General features: G+C 67.4%; 16 protein-coding genes. 7 read left to right on the top strand and 9 right to left on the bottom strand.

What is annotated here, in order from left to right:
• Positions 1-7: 7 nt before the first annotated feature.
• Genes BW990_RS15690 through ureG form a run of 7 tightly spaced genes read left to right on the top strand, consistent with a single transcriptional unit; the run spans position 8 to position 4,719 of the window.
• Positions 8-313: an urease subunit beta gene (locus tag BW990_RS15690; RefSeq protein ID WP_076449431.1), complete on the top strand. Its 306-nt coding sequence runs from the start codon at positions 8-10 to the stop codon at positions 311-313.
• Positions 313-669 carry a lysozyme inhibitor LprI family protein gene (locus BW990_RS15685; RefSeq protein WP_083950650.1) on the top strand — a complete coding sequence of 119 codons (357 nt, stop codon included), beginning with the start codon at positions 313-315 and terminating at the stop codon, positions 667-669. The genes BW990_RS15690 and BW990_RS15685 overlap by 1 nt, the downstream gene beginning before the upstream one ends.
• 9 nt (positions 670-678) lie before the next feature.
• A complete protein-coding gene (gene ureC / locus BW990_RS15680; RefSeq protein ID WP_076449429.1) occupies positions 679-2,439 on the top strand; it encodes an urease subunit alpha in 1,761 nt (586 codons plus the stop codon).
• Between the two features lies 1 nt (position 2,440).
• The gene (locus tag BW990_RS21535; RefSeq protein ID WP_143526237.1) at positions 2,441-2,908 is read left to right on the top strand and encodes a hypothetical protein; all 468 of its coding nucleotides are present in this window, start codon (positions 2,441-2,443) and stop codon (positions 2,906-2,908) included.
• Positions 2,908-3,462 (top strand): urease accessory protein UreE, encoded by a 555-nt coding sequence (locus tag BW990_RS15675; RefSeq protein ID WP_083950649.1) that lies wholly within the window; start codon positions 2,908-2,910, stop codon positions 3,460-3,462. The genes BW990_RS21535 and BW990_RS15675 overlap by 1 nt, the downstream gene beginning before the upstream one ends.
• Positions 3,452-4,096: an urease accessory protein UreF gene (locus tag BW990_RS15670; protein ID WP_076449428.1), complete on the top strand. Its 645-nt coding sequence runs from the start codon at positions 3,452-3,454 to the stop codon at positions 4,094-4,096. Before BW990_RS15675 ends, BW990_RS15670 begins: the two co-directional genes overlap by 11 nt.
• Entirely contained in the window at positions 4,093-4,719 is a 627-nt protein-coding gene (ureG, locus tag BW990_RS15665) for an urease accessory protein UreG (protein WP_076449426.1), read from the top strand. The genes BW990_RS15670 and ureG overlap by 4 nt, the downstream gene beginning before the upstream one ends.
• Before the next feature lie 7 nt (positions 4,720-4,726).
• Here the strand turns inward: ureG and BW990_RS15660 are convergent, their stop codons facing one another.
• The 9 genes from BW990_RS15660 to BW990_RS15620 form a co-directional block, all read right to left on the bottom strand.
• Complete coding sequence (locus BW990_RS15660; protein WP_076449424.1) at positions 4,727-5,155, bottom strand: c-type cytochrome; 429 nt, start codon at positions 5,153-5,155, stop codon at positions 4,727-4,729.
• 102 nt (positions 5,156-5,257) lie between these two features.
• Positions 5,258-7,831, bottom strand: coding sequence for an HWE histidine kinase domain-containing protein (locus BW990_RS15655; RefSeq protein WP_076449422.1), 2,574 nt, complete (start codon positions 7,829-7,831; stop codon positions 5,258-5,260).
• Positions 7,828-8,397: a heme oxygenase-like domain-containing protein gene (locus BW990_RS15650; protein WP_143526236.1), complete on the bottom strand. Its 570-nt coding sequence runs from the start codon at positions 8,395-8,397 to the stop codon at positions 7,828-7,830. Before BW990_RS15650 ends, BW990_RS15655 begins: the two co-directional genes overlap by 4 nt.
• A gap of 119 nt (positions 8,398-8,516) precedes the next feature.
• On the bottom strand, positions 8,517-11,687 hold the full coding sequence (locus BW990_RS15645; RefSeq protein WP_076449418.1) for a valine--tRNA ligase: 3,171 nt from the start codon (positions 11,685-11,687) through the stop codon (positions 8,517-8,519).
• A 686-nt stretch (positions 11,688-12,373) separates the two neighbouring features.
• On the bottom strand, positions 12,374-12,583 hold the full coding sequence (locus BW990_RS15640; RefSeq protein ID WP_076449417.1) for a DUF1127 domain-containing protein: 210 nt from the start codon (positions 12,581-12,583) through the stop codon (positions 12,374-12,376).
• A gap of 268 nt (positions 12,584-12,851) precedes the next feature.
• On the bottom strand, positions 12,852-13,940 hold the full coding sequence (locus BW990_RS15635; RefSeq protein ID WP_076449415.1) for a TonB family protein: 1,089 nt from the start codon (positions 13,938-13,940) through the stop codon (positions 12,852-12,854).
• Complete coding sequence (locus BW990_RS15630) at positions 13,937-14,326, bottom strand: biopolymer transporter ExbD (protein WP_076449413.1); 390 nt, start codon at positions 14,324-14,326, stop codon at positions 13,937-13,939. Before BW990_RS15630 ends, BW990_RS15635 begins: the two co-directional genes overlap by 4 nt.
• On the bottom strand, positions 14,323-14,715 hold the full coding sequence (locus BW990_RS15625; protein WP_076449412.1) for an ExbD/TolR family protein: 393 nt from the start codon (positions 14,713-14,715) through the stop codon (positions 14,323-14,325). Before BW990_RS15625 ends, BW990_RS15630 begins: the two co-directional genes overlap by 4 nt.
• A complete protein-coding gene (locus BW990_RS15620; protein ID WP_076449410.1) occupies positions 14,712-15,320 on the bottom strand; it encodes a MotA/TolQ/ExbB proton channel family protein in 609 nt (202 codons plus the stop codon). The genes BW990_RS15625 and BW990_RS15620 overlap by 4 nt, the downstream gene beginning before the upstream one ends.
• Between the last annotated feature and the right edge of the window lie 12 nt (positions 15,321-15,332).

Below are 15,332 nucleotides of genomic sequence, written 5' to 3'. Positions count from 1 at the left end.
TGCGCCCATGATCCCCGGAGAGCTCTTTCCCAAAGCCGGCAGCCTGACGCTGAACCCGGACGCCCCGGTGACCACGATCATGGTCGCCAATACCGGCGACCGGCCCGTGCAGGTCGGGTCGCATTACCATTTCGCCGAGGCCAACCCGGCGCTCGATTTCGACCGCGAGGCCGCGCGGGGCCAGCGGCTCGATATCGCCGCGGGGACCGCGGTGCGGTTCGAGCCGGGCCAGCGGCGTGAGGTCAACCTGATCCCCTATTCCGGCGCGCGGCGCGTGATGGGGTTCAACCAGGCCGTGATGGGGGAGCTCTGATGCGCCATCTGATCTGTGCTCTTGCGATGCTCGTGCCGTCGGTCGGCGCGGCGCAGCAATTCGACTGCGCCCGCGACCAGACGCAGATGGCGCTCAACTGGTGTGCGAGCCAGGACTGGGCGGTGGCCGATGCGGAGCTGAACCGGCTCTGGCGCATCGTCAAGCCGCGCGCCGATGCCGCGGGCTGGGGGCAGAGTCTGCTGACCGAACAACGCGCCTGGCTCAAGACGCGCGATGCGCGCTGCGAGGCCGAGCGCGACCGATATGCCGGAGGCTCCATCGCGCCGCTGGTCTATTACAGCTGCATGGAAGAGATGACCTTGCGCCGGAACGACGATTTCCGCGCGATGCGATAGGAGAAAGACATGCCCGCAACGATCAAACGCGCCGATTACGCGGCCATGTTCGGCCCCACCGTGGGCGACCGGCTGCGGCTTGCCGATACCGACCTCATCATCGAGGTGGAGCGCGACCTGATCGCCGAACGCGCGGGCGCAGCCAGCTCCGGCGGGACCGGGGCGAACGCGCTGCATTACGGCGAGGAGGTGAAGTTCGGTGGCGGCAAGGTGATCCGCGACGGGATGGGGCAAAGCCAGGCCACGCGCGCCGAAGGTGCGGTCGATACCGTCATCACCAACGCGCTGATCGTCGACTGGACCGGCATCTACAAGGCCGATGTGGGCCTCCGGGACGGGCGCATCCACAAGATCGGCAAGGCCGGCAATCCCGACACCCAGCCCGGCGTGGACATCATCGTGGGCCCCGGCACCGAGGCCATCGCGGGCGAGGGGCGCATCCTGACTGCGGGCGGGTTCGACAGCCACATCCATTTCATCTGCCCCCAGCAGATCGAGGACGCGCTGCATTCGGGCCTGACGACCATGCTCGGCGGCGGCACCGGCCCCGCCCATGGCACGCTCGCCACCACCTGCACGCCCGGGCCCTGGCATATCGGGCGCATGCTGCAGGCCGCCGATGCCTTCCCGATGAACCTCGCCTTCGCGGGCAAGGGCAATGCCTCGCTGCCGGGCGCGCTCGAGGAGCAGGTCAATGCGGGGGCCTGCGCGCTCAAGCTGCACGAGGACTGGGGCACCACGCCCGGCGCCATCGATTGCTGCCTCTCGGTGGCCGACGCGATGGACGTTCAGGTGATGATCCACACCGACACGCTCAATGAATCGGGCTTCGTCGAGCATACGGTCAAGGCCATGAAGGGCCGCACGATCCATGCCTTCCATACCGAGGGCGCGGGGGGCGGGCACGCGCCCGACATCATCAAGATCTGCGGGCTCGATCACGTGCTGCCATCGTCGACGAACCCCACGCGCCCCTTCACCGTGAACACGATCGAGGAACATCTCGACATGCTCATGGTCTGCCACCACCTCGACAAGTCGATCCCCGAGGATATCGCCTTCGCCGAAAGCCGCATCCGGCGCGAGACCATCGCGGCGGAGGACATCCTGCACGACATGGGGGCCTTCTCGATTATCGCGTCGGACAGCCAGGCCATGGGGCGCGTCGGCGAGGTTCTGATCCGCACTTGGCAGACCGCCGACAAGATGAAGAAGCAGCGCGGGCGCCTGCCCGAAGAGACGGGCGAAAACGACAATTTCCGCGTGCGCCGCTACATCGCGAAATACACGATCAATCCGGCCATCGCGCATGGGATCGCCCACGAGATCGGCTCCGTCGAGGAGGGAAAGCGCGCCGATCTCTGTCTCTGGAACCCAGCCTTTTTCGGGGTGAAGCCCGAGATGGTGCTGATCGGCGGCTCCATCGCCTGTGCGCAGATGGGCGATCCCAATGCCTCCATCCCGACGCCGCAGCCGGTCTATTCGCGGCCCATGTTCGGGGCCTACGGGCGCAACGTGGAGCGCTCCGCCGTGATCTTCGTGTCCGAGGCGGCGCAGGCCGCGAGCGTCGGCAAGGCGCTGGGCCTCGCCAAGGACACGGTCGCGGTGCGCCATACCCGGCAGATCGGCAAGAAGGATTTGAAGCTCAACGACGCGACGCCCGAGGTCGAGGTGAACCCCGAAACCTACGAGGTGCGCGCGGATGGCGAATTGCTGACCTGCGAACCGGCGGAGATCTTGCCCATGGCGCAGCGGTATTTCCTGTTTTGATATGACTTCTGAGAAGGAGCGATACGAGGAGCTTGCGTTAAACTACCTATTAGCCGCACAGAAACTCTGGAAGCCGGATCCGAGTGATTATGGCGATCCAAACCATTTGATTGCTCCAACTCTGCAATGCTTGGCAAACGCGTTCGAGTTAGCTTTCAAGTCTTTGCTTTTAGCAGAGGGGAAATCAAGCGAAGACATTCGAAAAGACTACGGACACGATCTCATCAAGCTATGGGAATGCGAAGCCTTGAAAGGTCCGCGCAAAGAAATGCAGATCAGTGCCATGTATAACGAGTTCTACGAACAGTTTTTGGTCCTGAGCAAAAGGCATATGAATTCAAATGGAGCGAAGTACCTTCTGCGACATCCGTCGGAGGATAGGATAATGGTATATCCGCCAGATGACTTAATTGTAGCTGCAAAAACGATATTGGGTTCAATTATTCACGAACCCAACGGAGTATCGTAATGACCGACCTGCCCATCGCCCAGACCCTGCACCGCAAGGCCGCCCATGACACGGACGCAATCTGCCGGCTCGACTACGCCGCGCGCTTCCTGCGGCGCAAGCGTCTGACCACCGAGGACGGCCGCGCCTTCGTCGTCGATCTTCCGCAGACCACCTCGCTCGACGATGGCGACGTGCTGGAGCTTTCCGATGGCAGCCGCGTCGCGATCCGCGCGGCGGAAGAGGCGGTGCTGGAGGTGCGCGGTGCGAACCTCGCGCGCCTCGCCTGGCATATCGGCAACCGCCACACGCCCTGCCAGATCGAATCCGACCACCTGAAGATCCAGAACGATCCGGTGATCCGGCACATGCTGGAGCATCAGGGCGCGGAGATCACCGCGGCCACCGCGCCCTTCACGCCTGAAGGCGGCGCGTACGGCCATGGCCGGACGCATGCGCATGAACACGGCGCGACGGCGCATTCCCACGGCCATTCGCACAGTCACGCGCACACTCACCAACACGAACACGGCCACGCCGAAAGCCACAGCCATTCCCACAGCCATGACCACTGACACGGACCTCCTGATCCTCGCGCAATGGCTGTCGCCCGCCTATCCGCTGGGTGCCTTCGCCTGGTCGCAGGGCCTCGAGATGGCGGTTGCCGACGGGCATGTGACCGACGCGGCGACGCTGCGGGACTGGGTGGCCGATACGCTCGAGCATGGGGCGGGGCGGTCGGATGCGATCCTGATCCGGCTGGGCCATGCCTGTGAGGCGGACGCGCTGGCGAGGCTGAACGAAACCGCGCTCGCCTTTGCACCTTCGCAAGAGCGGAGGCTGGAAATGACCCGGCAGGGCACGGCTTTCTGCAAGACGACCGCCGCGACCTCCCGGATCGACCTGCCCGACATGGTTCTACCCGTGGCGCTTGGCCGGGCGGCAAGGCTCACAGGGCTGGATCTTGACCTGACCGTGGCGCTCTACCTGCAATCGCAGGTCTCGAACCTCGTCTCGGCGGCGCAACGGCTCATGGCGCTGGGTCAGACCGAGGGGCAGGGCGTGGTCGCCGGGTTGCGCCCGCTCTGCCGGACTATCGCCGAGGCGACGCGGGGCGCGGGTGAGGACGATCTTTACAGCGCGGCCTATCTCGCCGACATCGCATCCATGCGGCACGAAACCCTGCAACCGAGGCTCTTTCAATCATGACCCAGATGAACGGACCCCTGCGCGTCGGCATCGGCGGCCCCGTCGGCGCTGGCAAGACGACGCTGACCGCGCGGCTGGCCGAGCGGCTGAAGACGGACTTCTCCATCGGCGTGATCACCAACGACATCTACACCAAGGAGGATGCCGAGGCGCTGATGCGCATGCAGATCCTGCCCGCGGATCGCGTGATCGGGGTGGAGACCGGGGGCTGCCCGCATACCGCGATCCGCGAGGATGCGTCGATCAACCTCGCGGCGGTGGACGAGATGCAGAAGCGCCATCCGGAGGTGGAGATCGTGCTGATCGAGTCGGGCGGCGACAACCTGTCCGCCACCTTCAGCCCGGAACTGGCCGACGTCACCATCTACGTGATCGACGTCGCCGCCGGAGAGGAGATTCCCCGCAAGGGCGGCCCCGCGATCACCCGCTCGGACATCCTCGTGATCAACAAGACCGACCTTGCGCCGCATGTGGGCGCCTCGCTCGAGGTGATGGAACGGGATGCGACGCGGATGCGGCAGGGCCGGCCCTTCCACTTCACCGCCTTGCGCCACGGCGAGGGCGTGGAAGCGGTCATCGCGACGCTGCAGGAGGCGGGCGGCCTCGTCCGGCAACCGGCCTGAGGCCCGGTCAGGGCACGTAATCGGTCGGCGGCGGCGATTGGATCGTCTCGAGATATTCCACCAGCGCGATCAGGTTGCGCGGGGCCTCCACGGTCACGCCGTTGCCGGTATCGAAGGGCACGAGCGGCGGGTCGAGGAATCCCGAGAAGGCCGGCATTCCGGCCCGCGGATTGGTGCCTTTCGCGTAGCCGTCGATGATCGACATGACCTCCAGCATGGGCCAGATGCCGTCCCGCCGCGCCGCGATGCGGGTCAGGTCCGGCGGCGTGGTGCCCGGGCTCGCCCCGGGGCCGCCGCCGGTCGCATCGCTGCCATGACAGCCCGCGCAATTCTCGGCAAAAAGCGCGCGGCCCGAAACGGGTGGCTCGGGGGTGCAGGCGGACAGCACACCGGCAAGCGCGAGCGGCGGCAGGACGAAGGACGGGATGCGGGACATGGGCGGGCTCCGGCGGGGCATATGTCGGGCCGAGCCTAGGGGCCGCGGGCCTGCGCGTCCTTGATGCGGGTCAAGGTTTGGGTGGGCAGTGTCGGGGGGCGGTCAGGCGTCGCTCAGCCCCAGCTCGACCAGTGCGGCCCCGATCGTGATGGACGAGAACGGCTTCTGGACGATCGCACAGGCGGGATAGCGCGCCCGAAGCTCGCCCAGATCGCCATAGCCCGTCGTCAGCACGATGGGCACGCCCAGCTTGGCCAGCCTGCGCGCGATCTCGAGGGAATCCTGGCGGCCCAGATTGACGTCGAGCAGTGCGACCTCGAAGCGATGCGTGCCGATCAGGTCCAGCGCCTTGCGCACCGTGCCCGCCATCTCGGTGCCGGTCGCACCGAACTCGGTCAGGATGTCGGCGCCATCCATGGCCACGATCATCGAATCCTCGACCACGAGGGCCGGGCCGGTCAGCTTGGGCCGCCCTTTCAGCGCGGCGTTGCGATTGGCGCCAAGCTGCACGACGGCGGTGGTCTCGCTCAGGTAATCCGCGGGCACGACGAAGCGCGCGACGACCCCTTCGGGCGGGAAGGAGATCGTGGATTCGCCGCCCAGTTCGAAGGCGATGGACTTCTCGATGATGGTGGAGCCGAAACCGCGCCGCGTGGGCGGGCTGACCGGGGGGCCGCCGATATCCTGCCAGTCGATCTGCAGCGCCCCGGCCCCGGTGCGGCTGAGAGTGATGCGGACGCGGCCCTTCGGCGCGCTCAATGCGCCGTATTTCACCGAGTTCGTCACCATCTCGTGCACGACCAGCGCGAGGACGGTGTAGACCTCCGAGGTCACCAGCACGTCCGCACCCGAGAGGTCGAGACGCGAGGCGGAGGCGGAATCGCTGAAGGCGGAAAATTCGAGGTTGATCAGTTCCTTGACCGGCAGCGGCGCCCAATCCTCGCGGGTCAGCTGGTCGTTGGCGAGCGCCATCGCGTGGATGCGACCGTCCAGTGTCCGGGCGAAATCCTGCAGCGTCATATCGTCCTGGCGCGATTGCGACACCAGCCCGCGCATCAGGTTCAGGATGTTGCGCACCCGGTGGTTGAGCTCGGCGATCAGCAGCTCCTGGCGCACGTGGCTGCGCTGCCCCTCGTCGACGTTTTCATTGCTGATCCGCAGGAACACCTCGAGCAGAAGGGTGCGCAGGTAACGCGCCGATTGCAGCTCTAGCGGGCTCCAGGGTTCGGATTGGCCGGTGACGGTTTCCTGCCAGGCTTCGAAGCTCTTGCGCGGGGTCAGCCGGATGCCGTTCGGCCCCAGATCCCGCGGTTTCTCGGGCTGTCCAGCCCAGTCCACGTTCTGCGTCACTTCGCGGCGGCACAGGATCAGGTAGTCCCGCGGCCTGCGCGAGAAGGGGATGGCCAGGACGCCCGCGCAGACCGGCAGCAGCGCCGGCGCGCCGGCATGGTCGGTGCCCAGGCAGTCGGTCGCGAAGACCTCGCTCGCCTCAGTGGTGTTCAGAAAGCGCAGCAGCTCGGGCACATGGGCCGGATCCGGGGTCGCGCCCCATTGAAACAGCTTGTCGCCGGTGAACAGGATCGCGCCGTCATGCGGGATCGCCTGCTGCAATTCCGCCGACAGCTCGCGCAGGGCCCGCGCCAGGCTCGATCCGTCCGCCACATGCATCAGAAGCTTGCGGTGCAGATCGGCGGTGCGCGCCTGCGCCTCGGAGATCTCACGCTCCTCGAGGCTCATCAGTTCGTAGGAGAAGAGATGCGTAAACAGCTCGATCGCCGTGCGCTTCTCGAACGGAATGTAATGCGGGCTGCGGTGGTGGCAGGCGAACAGCCCCCAGAGGTCGTCATCCTTCAGGATCGACACCGACATGGAGCTCTTCACACCCATGTTGCGCAGGTATTCCAGATGCACCGGCGAGACCGCGCGGGTCACCGCGAGCGACAGTTCGATCGGCTGACCCTCGGGCGTGCGTTCCGGCAGAATTGCGGCGCCCTTGTCCGAGACATCGGCGATCAGGCGCAGAAGCGCGCGCTTGTAGAGGGCGCGCGCCTGCTGCGGAATATCCGAGGCCGGAAAGCGCAGGCCCAGATAGGACGGGCTGTCGTCGCGCTTGGCCTCGGCGATCACCGTGCCCGACTGGTCCGGGGCGAAGCGATAGACCATCACGGTGTCGAATCCCGACAGGATCTGCATGCCCCGCGCGCCCGCGCGGCATTTCTCCTCGAAGGTGGCGGCCTCCCGGACGCGCTGGATCAGCGGGTAGGTCTGGCTCAGCGCGTCGGAATCCTGGCGTGGCTCGTGGGTTTCGAATTCGAAGATCAGGTGCCGGCCGCTTTGATGGATCGACAGGTCATAGCTGTGCCGGCCCATCGGGAAATCGAAGATCCGCGTGGCCGAGCCCGCGCCGTCGATCGTCCGCATGTGGCCGCGGATACGTTCGAGCGCATCGGCGCCCAGAAGCGTGTCGAGGCCGACGCCGATGGCGTCCCGGACCGCGATGCCGAGCACCGCCGCGAGGTTCTCGGAGGCATGCTGCACGATCCAGTCCGACGAGACCGCCATCAGCGCGCCGTAGGACTGGACACGTCCCAGAAGGTGAATCGCTTCGCGGTCGCAATTCGTCAGGTCGACGCGGGTCTCGGTGCGGCGGGCGCCGGAAGGGTTGGGCGGGCTCATGTCGCCATCTCCGCCGTGCCGAAACCATGGAGGCCGGCCGCGGCGCGGAACAGCTCGAAGCCGCGCCGCGCGTCCTCGATCAGCGCACTCAGCGCCACCTCGTCGCCCTCGAGCCCGTCGATCCGGGTGCGGAAGGCCTGCCAGGCGAGGCTGGGCGGACGGGCGGCGAAGGCGCGGGGGACGGCCAGGCGGGCCTCGGTCAGGCGGCGCTTGATCACTTCCGTGCCGAGCCGCGAGCCCAGGGTCAGGTAGCTCACCGCTTCGGGCAGGAGCGGGCGGCCCTGCGGCAGGCCCGGCAGCACGCGCCCGGCGAGATCGGCGGAAAGATCGTCGATCAGCGCATCGAGAAGGGCGGCATCCTCGGACACCACGCCCGGCCCGCCATGCGCCCGCAGTGCCACGAGCGCGGTCAATTGCGCGGCCATGAAACGGTCGAGATGGGGCGCGGGGGCCGCCATGAAGGGTGCGAAGCACTCTTCGACGGAGCGATGCGCGTCCTGCGTCGCTTCTCTCAGTCGGGCTCGGCTCGCCCCGCCAGCCGGCGTGGCGATGCGCTGATGGATCATCGGTGTTTCCAGTGGTCTGCCGTGCCGGCGCATGGACGCGTCAACACAAATATCGGATCCCACCGTAAACAAATTTGGACATTCCTCGCAATCCACAGGACTGCAAGACCGGTTTTCGCTTAGCCGATTTCCTTCAGGCGAGAAAGCGCCGCCTGCAGGGCCGCGATGTCCTCTTCGCGCGCGGCGAGATTGTCGCGGGTTTCCTCCACGACCTCCTCGGGCGCGCTTTCGGCGAATTTCGGGTTGGACAGCCGACCGCGCAGCCCCTTGGCTTCCTTCTCGATCTTCTGGAGGCTCTTCTCGAGCCGGGCGATTTCTTCGCCGACATCGATAAGTCCTTCCAAAGGCAGGCCAAAACTGGCCGCGCCCACCGGGATCGTGACGGTGCCCTTGGGGAAGGCCTCGACGGTCTCGAGGCTCTCGATCCGCGCCAACCGCTGGATCAGCGCGGCGTTGCGGTCCCAGGCGGCCTGGCCGTCGGCATCGAGCCCGGTCACCAGCATCGGCGCGTAAAGCCCCACCGGCACGCGCATCTGCGCGCGCGCGGACCGGGTGCCCTCGATCAGCGAGATGGCCCACCGCATCTCCGCTTCGGCGGCCGGATCGACCAGCGCCGCGGCGGTGTAATCGGGCCAATCCGCATGGACGCAAAGCGTGTCACGCTTGGCGGACAGATTCCAGAGTTCTTCAGTCACGAATGGCATGAAAGGATGCAGCAGGATCATGCATTGATCGAGCACCCAGCCCATCGTCTCGCGCGTCTCGGCGATGATCGCCGCGTCTTCGGAGGCGTAAAGCGGCTTCGAGAACTCGACATACCAATCGCAGACCACGCCCCAGACATAGGCGTAAAGCGCGTTGGCCGCATCGTTGAAGCGGAACTGCGCCAGCGCCTTGTCGACGGTCTCGCGCACCCGCGCGGTCTCGCCCACGATCCAGCGGTTCGCGGTCTGGCTTGCCTCGGGCGGGGTGGTAGCGGCCACCCGGTCCTCGAAGACGCCGTTCATCTCGGCGAAGCGGCAGGCATTCCAGAGCTTGGTGCCGAAATTGCGGTAGCCCGCGATGCGGTCCTTGGAGAGTTTCAGGTCGCGGCCCATGGCGGCCATGGCCACCAGCGTGAAACGCACCGCATCCGCGCCGTATTCGTCGATGAGGTCCAGAGGATCGAGCACATTGCCGAGCGATTTCGACATCTTCTTGCCCTTCTCGTCGCGCACCAGCGCATGGACATAGACGGTGTCGAAGGGCCGTTCGCCCACCACGGCGTATTGCATCATCATCATCCGGGCGACCCAGAAGAAGATGATGTCGAAGCCGGTGATGAGGACAGAGGTCGGGAAGTATTTCTGCAGCTCCGGCGTCTGTTCCGGCCAGCCCAGCGTGCCGATGGGCCAGAGCCCCGAGGAGAACCAGGTGTCGAGCACGTCTGGATCGCGCCAGACCGGGTAGATCAGATGGGTCGGGTCCTGGCTGACGTTGTATTGCGCGAGGCTTTCGGCCAGCGCGTGCATCGCGGCGTCGCGGTCGGCGACCTCGGTCACGGTGGCCGCGTGCAGCGGCGCGGGCAGGGCGCGCAGGTCGGCGTGGAACTTGTCGGCCACCGCATCGAGGTCGGCGGCGCAATGGAAGGTCGGCTCGGCATGGTTGAACGCGCCGTCGGTCAGTAGGCGGCCCAGCTCGACCTCGTCGAGATCGCCGTCGCCTTCATCGTCGCTGAAACCCGTGTCCCAGACATCGAGCCCGTACCAGACCGGGATCTGGTGCCCCCACCAGAGCTGGCGCGAGATGCACCAGGGCTCGATATTCTCGAGCCAGTGGAAGTAGACCTTCTTGTCGCGCTCGGGCAGGATCTCGACCGTGCCGTCGCGCACGGCGTCGAGCGCCGGACCGACGATCTTGTCGGCGGCGACGAACCATTGATCGGTCAGCATCGGCTCGATCACCACCTTCGAGCGGTCGCCCATGGGCTGCATGATGAGCTTTTCCTCGACGAGGGGGACAAGCACCTCCTCAGGCGGTTTACCGCCTTCCTCGGCGGCTTCCCTGCGCTCCGCCTTGCGGCCGAGGCGCGGATCGTGGGCGGGCACCATGACCGCGAGGCCCTCCTCGGTGATCTGGTCGACGACGCGCTTGCGTGCCTCGAACCGGTCGAGCCCGCGCAGCTCGTCGGGCACGAGGTTGATCGCGTCGACCTCGGCTTCGCTCAGCGTGTCCTCGCCCTTGGCCACCGCCATCGCCGTTTCCGCGGCCTCGGCATAAGGCGCCCCGTCAGCGCGCATAGCGCCCTTGGTGTCCATCAGCCGGTAGCAGGGGATATCGCCGCGTTTCGCCACCGCGTAGTCGTTGAAATCATGCGCGCCGGTGATCTTCACCGCGCCCGAGCCGAAATCGGGATCGGGATATTCGTCGGTGATGATCGGAATTAGGCGGCGATGCTCTTTCGGGCCGACCGGGATCTCGCAAAGCTGGCCCACGATGGGCGCATATCGCGTGTCGGACGGATGCACCGCGACCGCGCCGTCGCCCAGCATCGTCTCGGGGCGCGTGGTGGCGATCGAGATGTAGTCGCGCTCTTCCTCGAAGAGCACGTTCCCGTCTTCGTCCTTTTCCACGTAGGTATAGGTCGCCCCGCCCGCGAGCGGATACCTGAAGTGCCACATATGGCCCTGGACTTCGACATTCTCGACCTCGAGATCCGAGATCGCGGTTTCGAAATGCGGATCCCAGTTCACCAGCCGCTTGCCCCGGTAGATCAGGCCCTTTTCGTACATGTCGACGAAGACGCGGATCACCGCGTCGTGGAAATTGCCCTCTTCGCCCTCGGGCGCATTCGGGGCACCGGACATGGTGAAGGCCTCGCGCGACCAGTCGCAGGAGGCGCCGAGGCGCTTGAGCTGCCCGATGATCGTACCGCGGGACTTGATCTTCTGCTGCCAGACCCGCTCGAGAAACGCCTCGCGGCCCATCTCGGCTCGCGTGGGCTCACCATTTGCAGCCATCTCACGCTCGGTCACCATCTGCGTTGCGATGCCCGCATGATCGGTGCCCGGCTGCCAGAGCGTGTCATGGCCCTGCATCCGGTGCCAGCGCACGAGGATATCCTGCAGCGTGTTGTTGAAGGCATGGCCCATATGCAGGCTGCCCGTCACGTTCGGCGGCGGGATCATGATCGAGAAGGTCGGCGCGCCGGGCTTGGCATTGGCGCCCGCGGCGAAGGCCTGCGCGCTCTCCCACGCTTCGGAAATGCGGCCTTCTGCGGATTTTGCGTCGAAAGTCTTGTCCATTGCCATGGCGCGCGGGCCTCCTTGATCGCTTCCCCGTCTCCTAGCGAAGCCTGTCGGCAAGGGAAAGCGTCCGCGCCGCCCAAATCCCGCAAAATGGCGGTTGGGCCGGGACGCGATGCAAAGGGGGGGCAAGGGCGGGAGGAAGCGGCGACCCCCAAGGGAGGAGGAGAAGAGGGCCGCCGCAGGTCCCGAAAGTCCCCAAGGGAGGAGGAGGGAACTTCCGACCGGGTTGGATGCCGCGCAAGGCGCGTCGCATCCGAAACTCTGGGTGGCGACGACCCCTCAAGGGAGGAGGAGAAAGGGGCCGCCGCCGTATCGAAGACCCCAAGGGAGGAGGAGAGGCCTTCGTCTCGTTCGCCGCTGCGGGATGTGCCCGCGCTGCGTATCAGGTCGCGGCGACCCTCCAGGGAGGAGGAGAGGAGAGCCGCCGCGTGGTCCAAAGGCCCAAGGGAGGAGGAAAGGCCTTCAGCTCTGGTGAGAAAGGGACCTTGCCGGTCCGTTCCTCGAAACGTGTGCGGCGACACCAGGGAGGAGGAGGGTGCCGCCGCGATATCCGAAGGCCCAGAGGGAGGAGGGCGGGCCTTCAAGATCTGCACGGGTAACTGCCAAGACCCGAGAAGGTTTCCTCATAATGTCAGAAACGACATGGTGTTGCGAAACCGCCTCGGTCAGCGTCCGTTGCCCCGGGATGTTCAGTTGTCGTAGGCCGCCTGGTAGGCGACGCTGCGCAGCACCGAACGGTTCAGGCCGAGATCGTTCAACTCGCGATCCGAAAGGCTCATCAGTTCGTTCAGCGTCTGGCGGTAGACTTTGCGGCGCGCCAGCTTCGCGGCCAGGTCGGACTTGATCCGGGCGAAGAGACCGGCATTGGCGCCGCCGGTGTAGGTTTGCGAATAGGACATCGGAATGTTCCTCGAATTCTGGTGTGACTGTGCGTCTGTTTGGGACAAAGATGGGGCGAATGCTGCGGTTGCACAATGGACGGTTCGTCAAAGCTGCCATGTCGTGGTTGCATAAATGATATTGTTTTAATTCAGCGTGTTGCATGTCTTCCTTGATTGGTTCCCCGAAGTGACGCGGCGTCACAATAGCTGTTTTGAGGAAATTTCCGGCAGTTTTGTTATCCGGTAACGCCGCATTGCGGCATGATTTGCGGCGGACGGGTCGTTATTACCGGCGCGCAAAGCTCAAAGGCAGGTCGAAAGCGTAGCTGGCGGCCTGCAGCACGCCCGGTGCCCGCGGCAAGCCCGCGCGCCGCGCGGCCTCGAGCGCGGCACGGTCGAGCTGCGGATCGCCCGCCGACGCCACGAGCGCCACGGAGAGAAGCCGCCCCGAGGGCGCGACGTTGAGGCGGACCGTGGCCCGTCCCGTCGCCCGGCTGCCGCGCGGATAGCGTTGCGCGCGGGCCACCGCCTGCCGGATCGCGGCGCCCCATTGCGCCCGCGCATCGCGAAGGGCTGCCGCCGAGGGTCCGGGCGCCGGGGCGGGGTTTGCGGTTTGCGCGGGCGCAGCGGTTCCGCCCGCGCCCCGCGCCGTCCGTCCAGCCTGGACTGCGGGCGGCGGGGTGGGCGGCTCGGCCCCGGGCGCAGGTTGTGCACGCTGCTCCGCGCGGGCAGGCGCGGGTTCGTGCGCGAGTCCATCCGGGCGCAGCGCGGGCCGGGCGGAAAGACGCGGCGCGCGCGCCTGCGGATTGACCGGCAGGGTCGGCCTCCGGGCGGTTTCGGTTGCCGCCTCGGGCACCGGGTCGCGCGCCATGTCCGGCGTGGCTGGCGTCTGGGGCAGGGCGATCCGGGACGGCGCGGCGGGTGTTGCGGGCAAAAGGGGCGCGGTCTCCCCGGATCCGGTCGGGGCGGCAATCGCGGCAGGCGCGCCGTCGGGCACGGCCAGCGTGCGCGGGCGGAGCGTTTGCTCCGGCATGGCGGGCGCGCCTTCGGGCGCCGTTTCGGGCGGCTGCAGGCGGTCGGGTTGCGGCGACGTGCCGGGGGCGGGCGCTGCTTTCGGGACCTGCGGCGCCACCCCGATGGTAGCCGTCGGGGCAACCGGCCCCGGGATCGCTTCAAGCCGCGCGAGCGGCGCGGTCCAGCGGGCCACCAGCGCCGCGATCTCGCCCGTTTGCGGCATCACGGTGACGTCCTCCGCGCCCCCCGCGCCGCCAGCGGTCCCCCCGCCCACGCGCCCGGTGGCCTCCAGCCAAGCGAAGGCGCCCAGATGCAGGCCGAGGGCCAGGCCGCCGAAGACGGCTGCGACGCGCAGGCTCATGGCCGGGGCACCTGCGTGGCAAGGCTGATCTCGTCCGCGCCCGCAGCGGCCAAATCCGCAAGAAGGCGGGCCAGCGCCGCCGCGGGAAGGTCGGCATCGGCCTCGATCCGCACCGGGCCCGCCTTTGCGGCCGCCGCTAGGGCTTCGGTGCCGCGCAGGTCGCCATGGGACAGCCGGCCATCGGCGGCCACGTAGAGGGGCCGCGCCGCGATCCGTGCCGGGTCCGCCTCGGCCTCGGGCAGGGCGATATCGAAGGGCGCCACGGGCACGATCTGCGCGGTCATCAGGAAGAACACGAGCAGCAGGAAGACCACGTTGATCATCGGCACGACCGCCTCGCGCGAGCGGCGGCGCGGGCGCAGCGACAGACGCGGCGGCGGCGTCATTCGATCACCGCCAGCCGGTGATACCCGGCCCGGTTCAGCCCGGCGACGAGCGCCACCAGATCGCCGGTGCGGGCCGTTTCCCGTCCGCGCAGCACGAGGATGTCCCGGGGCCCCTCGGTCAAGGCGGGCAGGGCCGCGAGAAGGGCCGCCATGTCGGCCATGGGCGCGCCGTTCAGCCACAGCCCGTCGGCGCCCAGCTCGATCAGCCGGGGCGGGCCGGAATAGGCCGCCGCCGCCTCGCCCGTGCCCGGCGCGAGGGCCAGGGCCGGGGCGGTGCCGAACCGGGCCGCGAGCATGAAGAAGACCAGCAGCAGGAACACCACGTCGATCATCGGCGTGAGCGACGGCTTGCGGCGGCGCGCCGCCGGGGAGGCGAGCCCCAGGCTCATGCCCGGTTCAGCACCCGGCTGGCCAGGTCATCGAGGTCATGCGCGACCCGGTCGTTGATCGAATCGAACCACGACAGCGCGACCGAGGCCGGGATCGCCACCGCCATGCCCGCCGCGGTGGTCAGAAGCGCCTCCCAGATGCCGCCCGCCAGCGTCGCGGGATCGGCCTGCGCGCCGGTCTCCTGCAGCGCCTGAAAGGCGTCGATCATGCCGAGCACCGTGCCCAGAAGCCCGACCAGCGGCGCGATGGTGGCAATGAGGTCGAGCGCGCGCAGACCGCGCGCCGCCTCCATCAGCGTGGCACGGGCGACGCGCAGGGTTTCCTCGCGCGCGGCTTCGGGGGGCCTTGTGCGCGCGGCCTGCATGGTGGCGCGCAGGACCCGCGCGCGCAGGCCCGTGCGCCCCGCGAGCGTCGCCTCGGCGGCCTCGGGCGCGTTCTCTTCCCAAAGCGCCACGGCCCGTTCCGCGGGTCCGCGCCGCCACGCGCCCATCCGCGCGAGCGACCATGTCTTCCACAGGATCACCGCAAGCGTCAGCACCGACAGCCCGGCAATCACCCAAAGCGCGGGGCCGCCGCGGTCGAGAAAGGCCAAGAGGTTATCCATCGGGGCACTCCG

It is taken from the genome of Roseivivax lentus, assembly GCF_900156805.1.
Classification (GTDB): domain Bacteria; phylum Pseudomonadota; class Alphaproteobacteria; order Rhodobacterales; family Rhodobacteraceae; genus Roseivivax; species Roseivivax lentus.
Note: the sequence above shows the minus strand (reverse complement) of the source record. Positions and strands in the feature narration are given on the sequence as shown.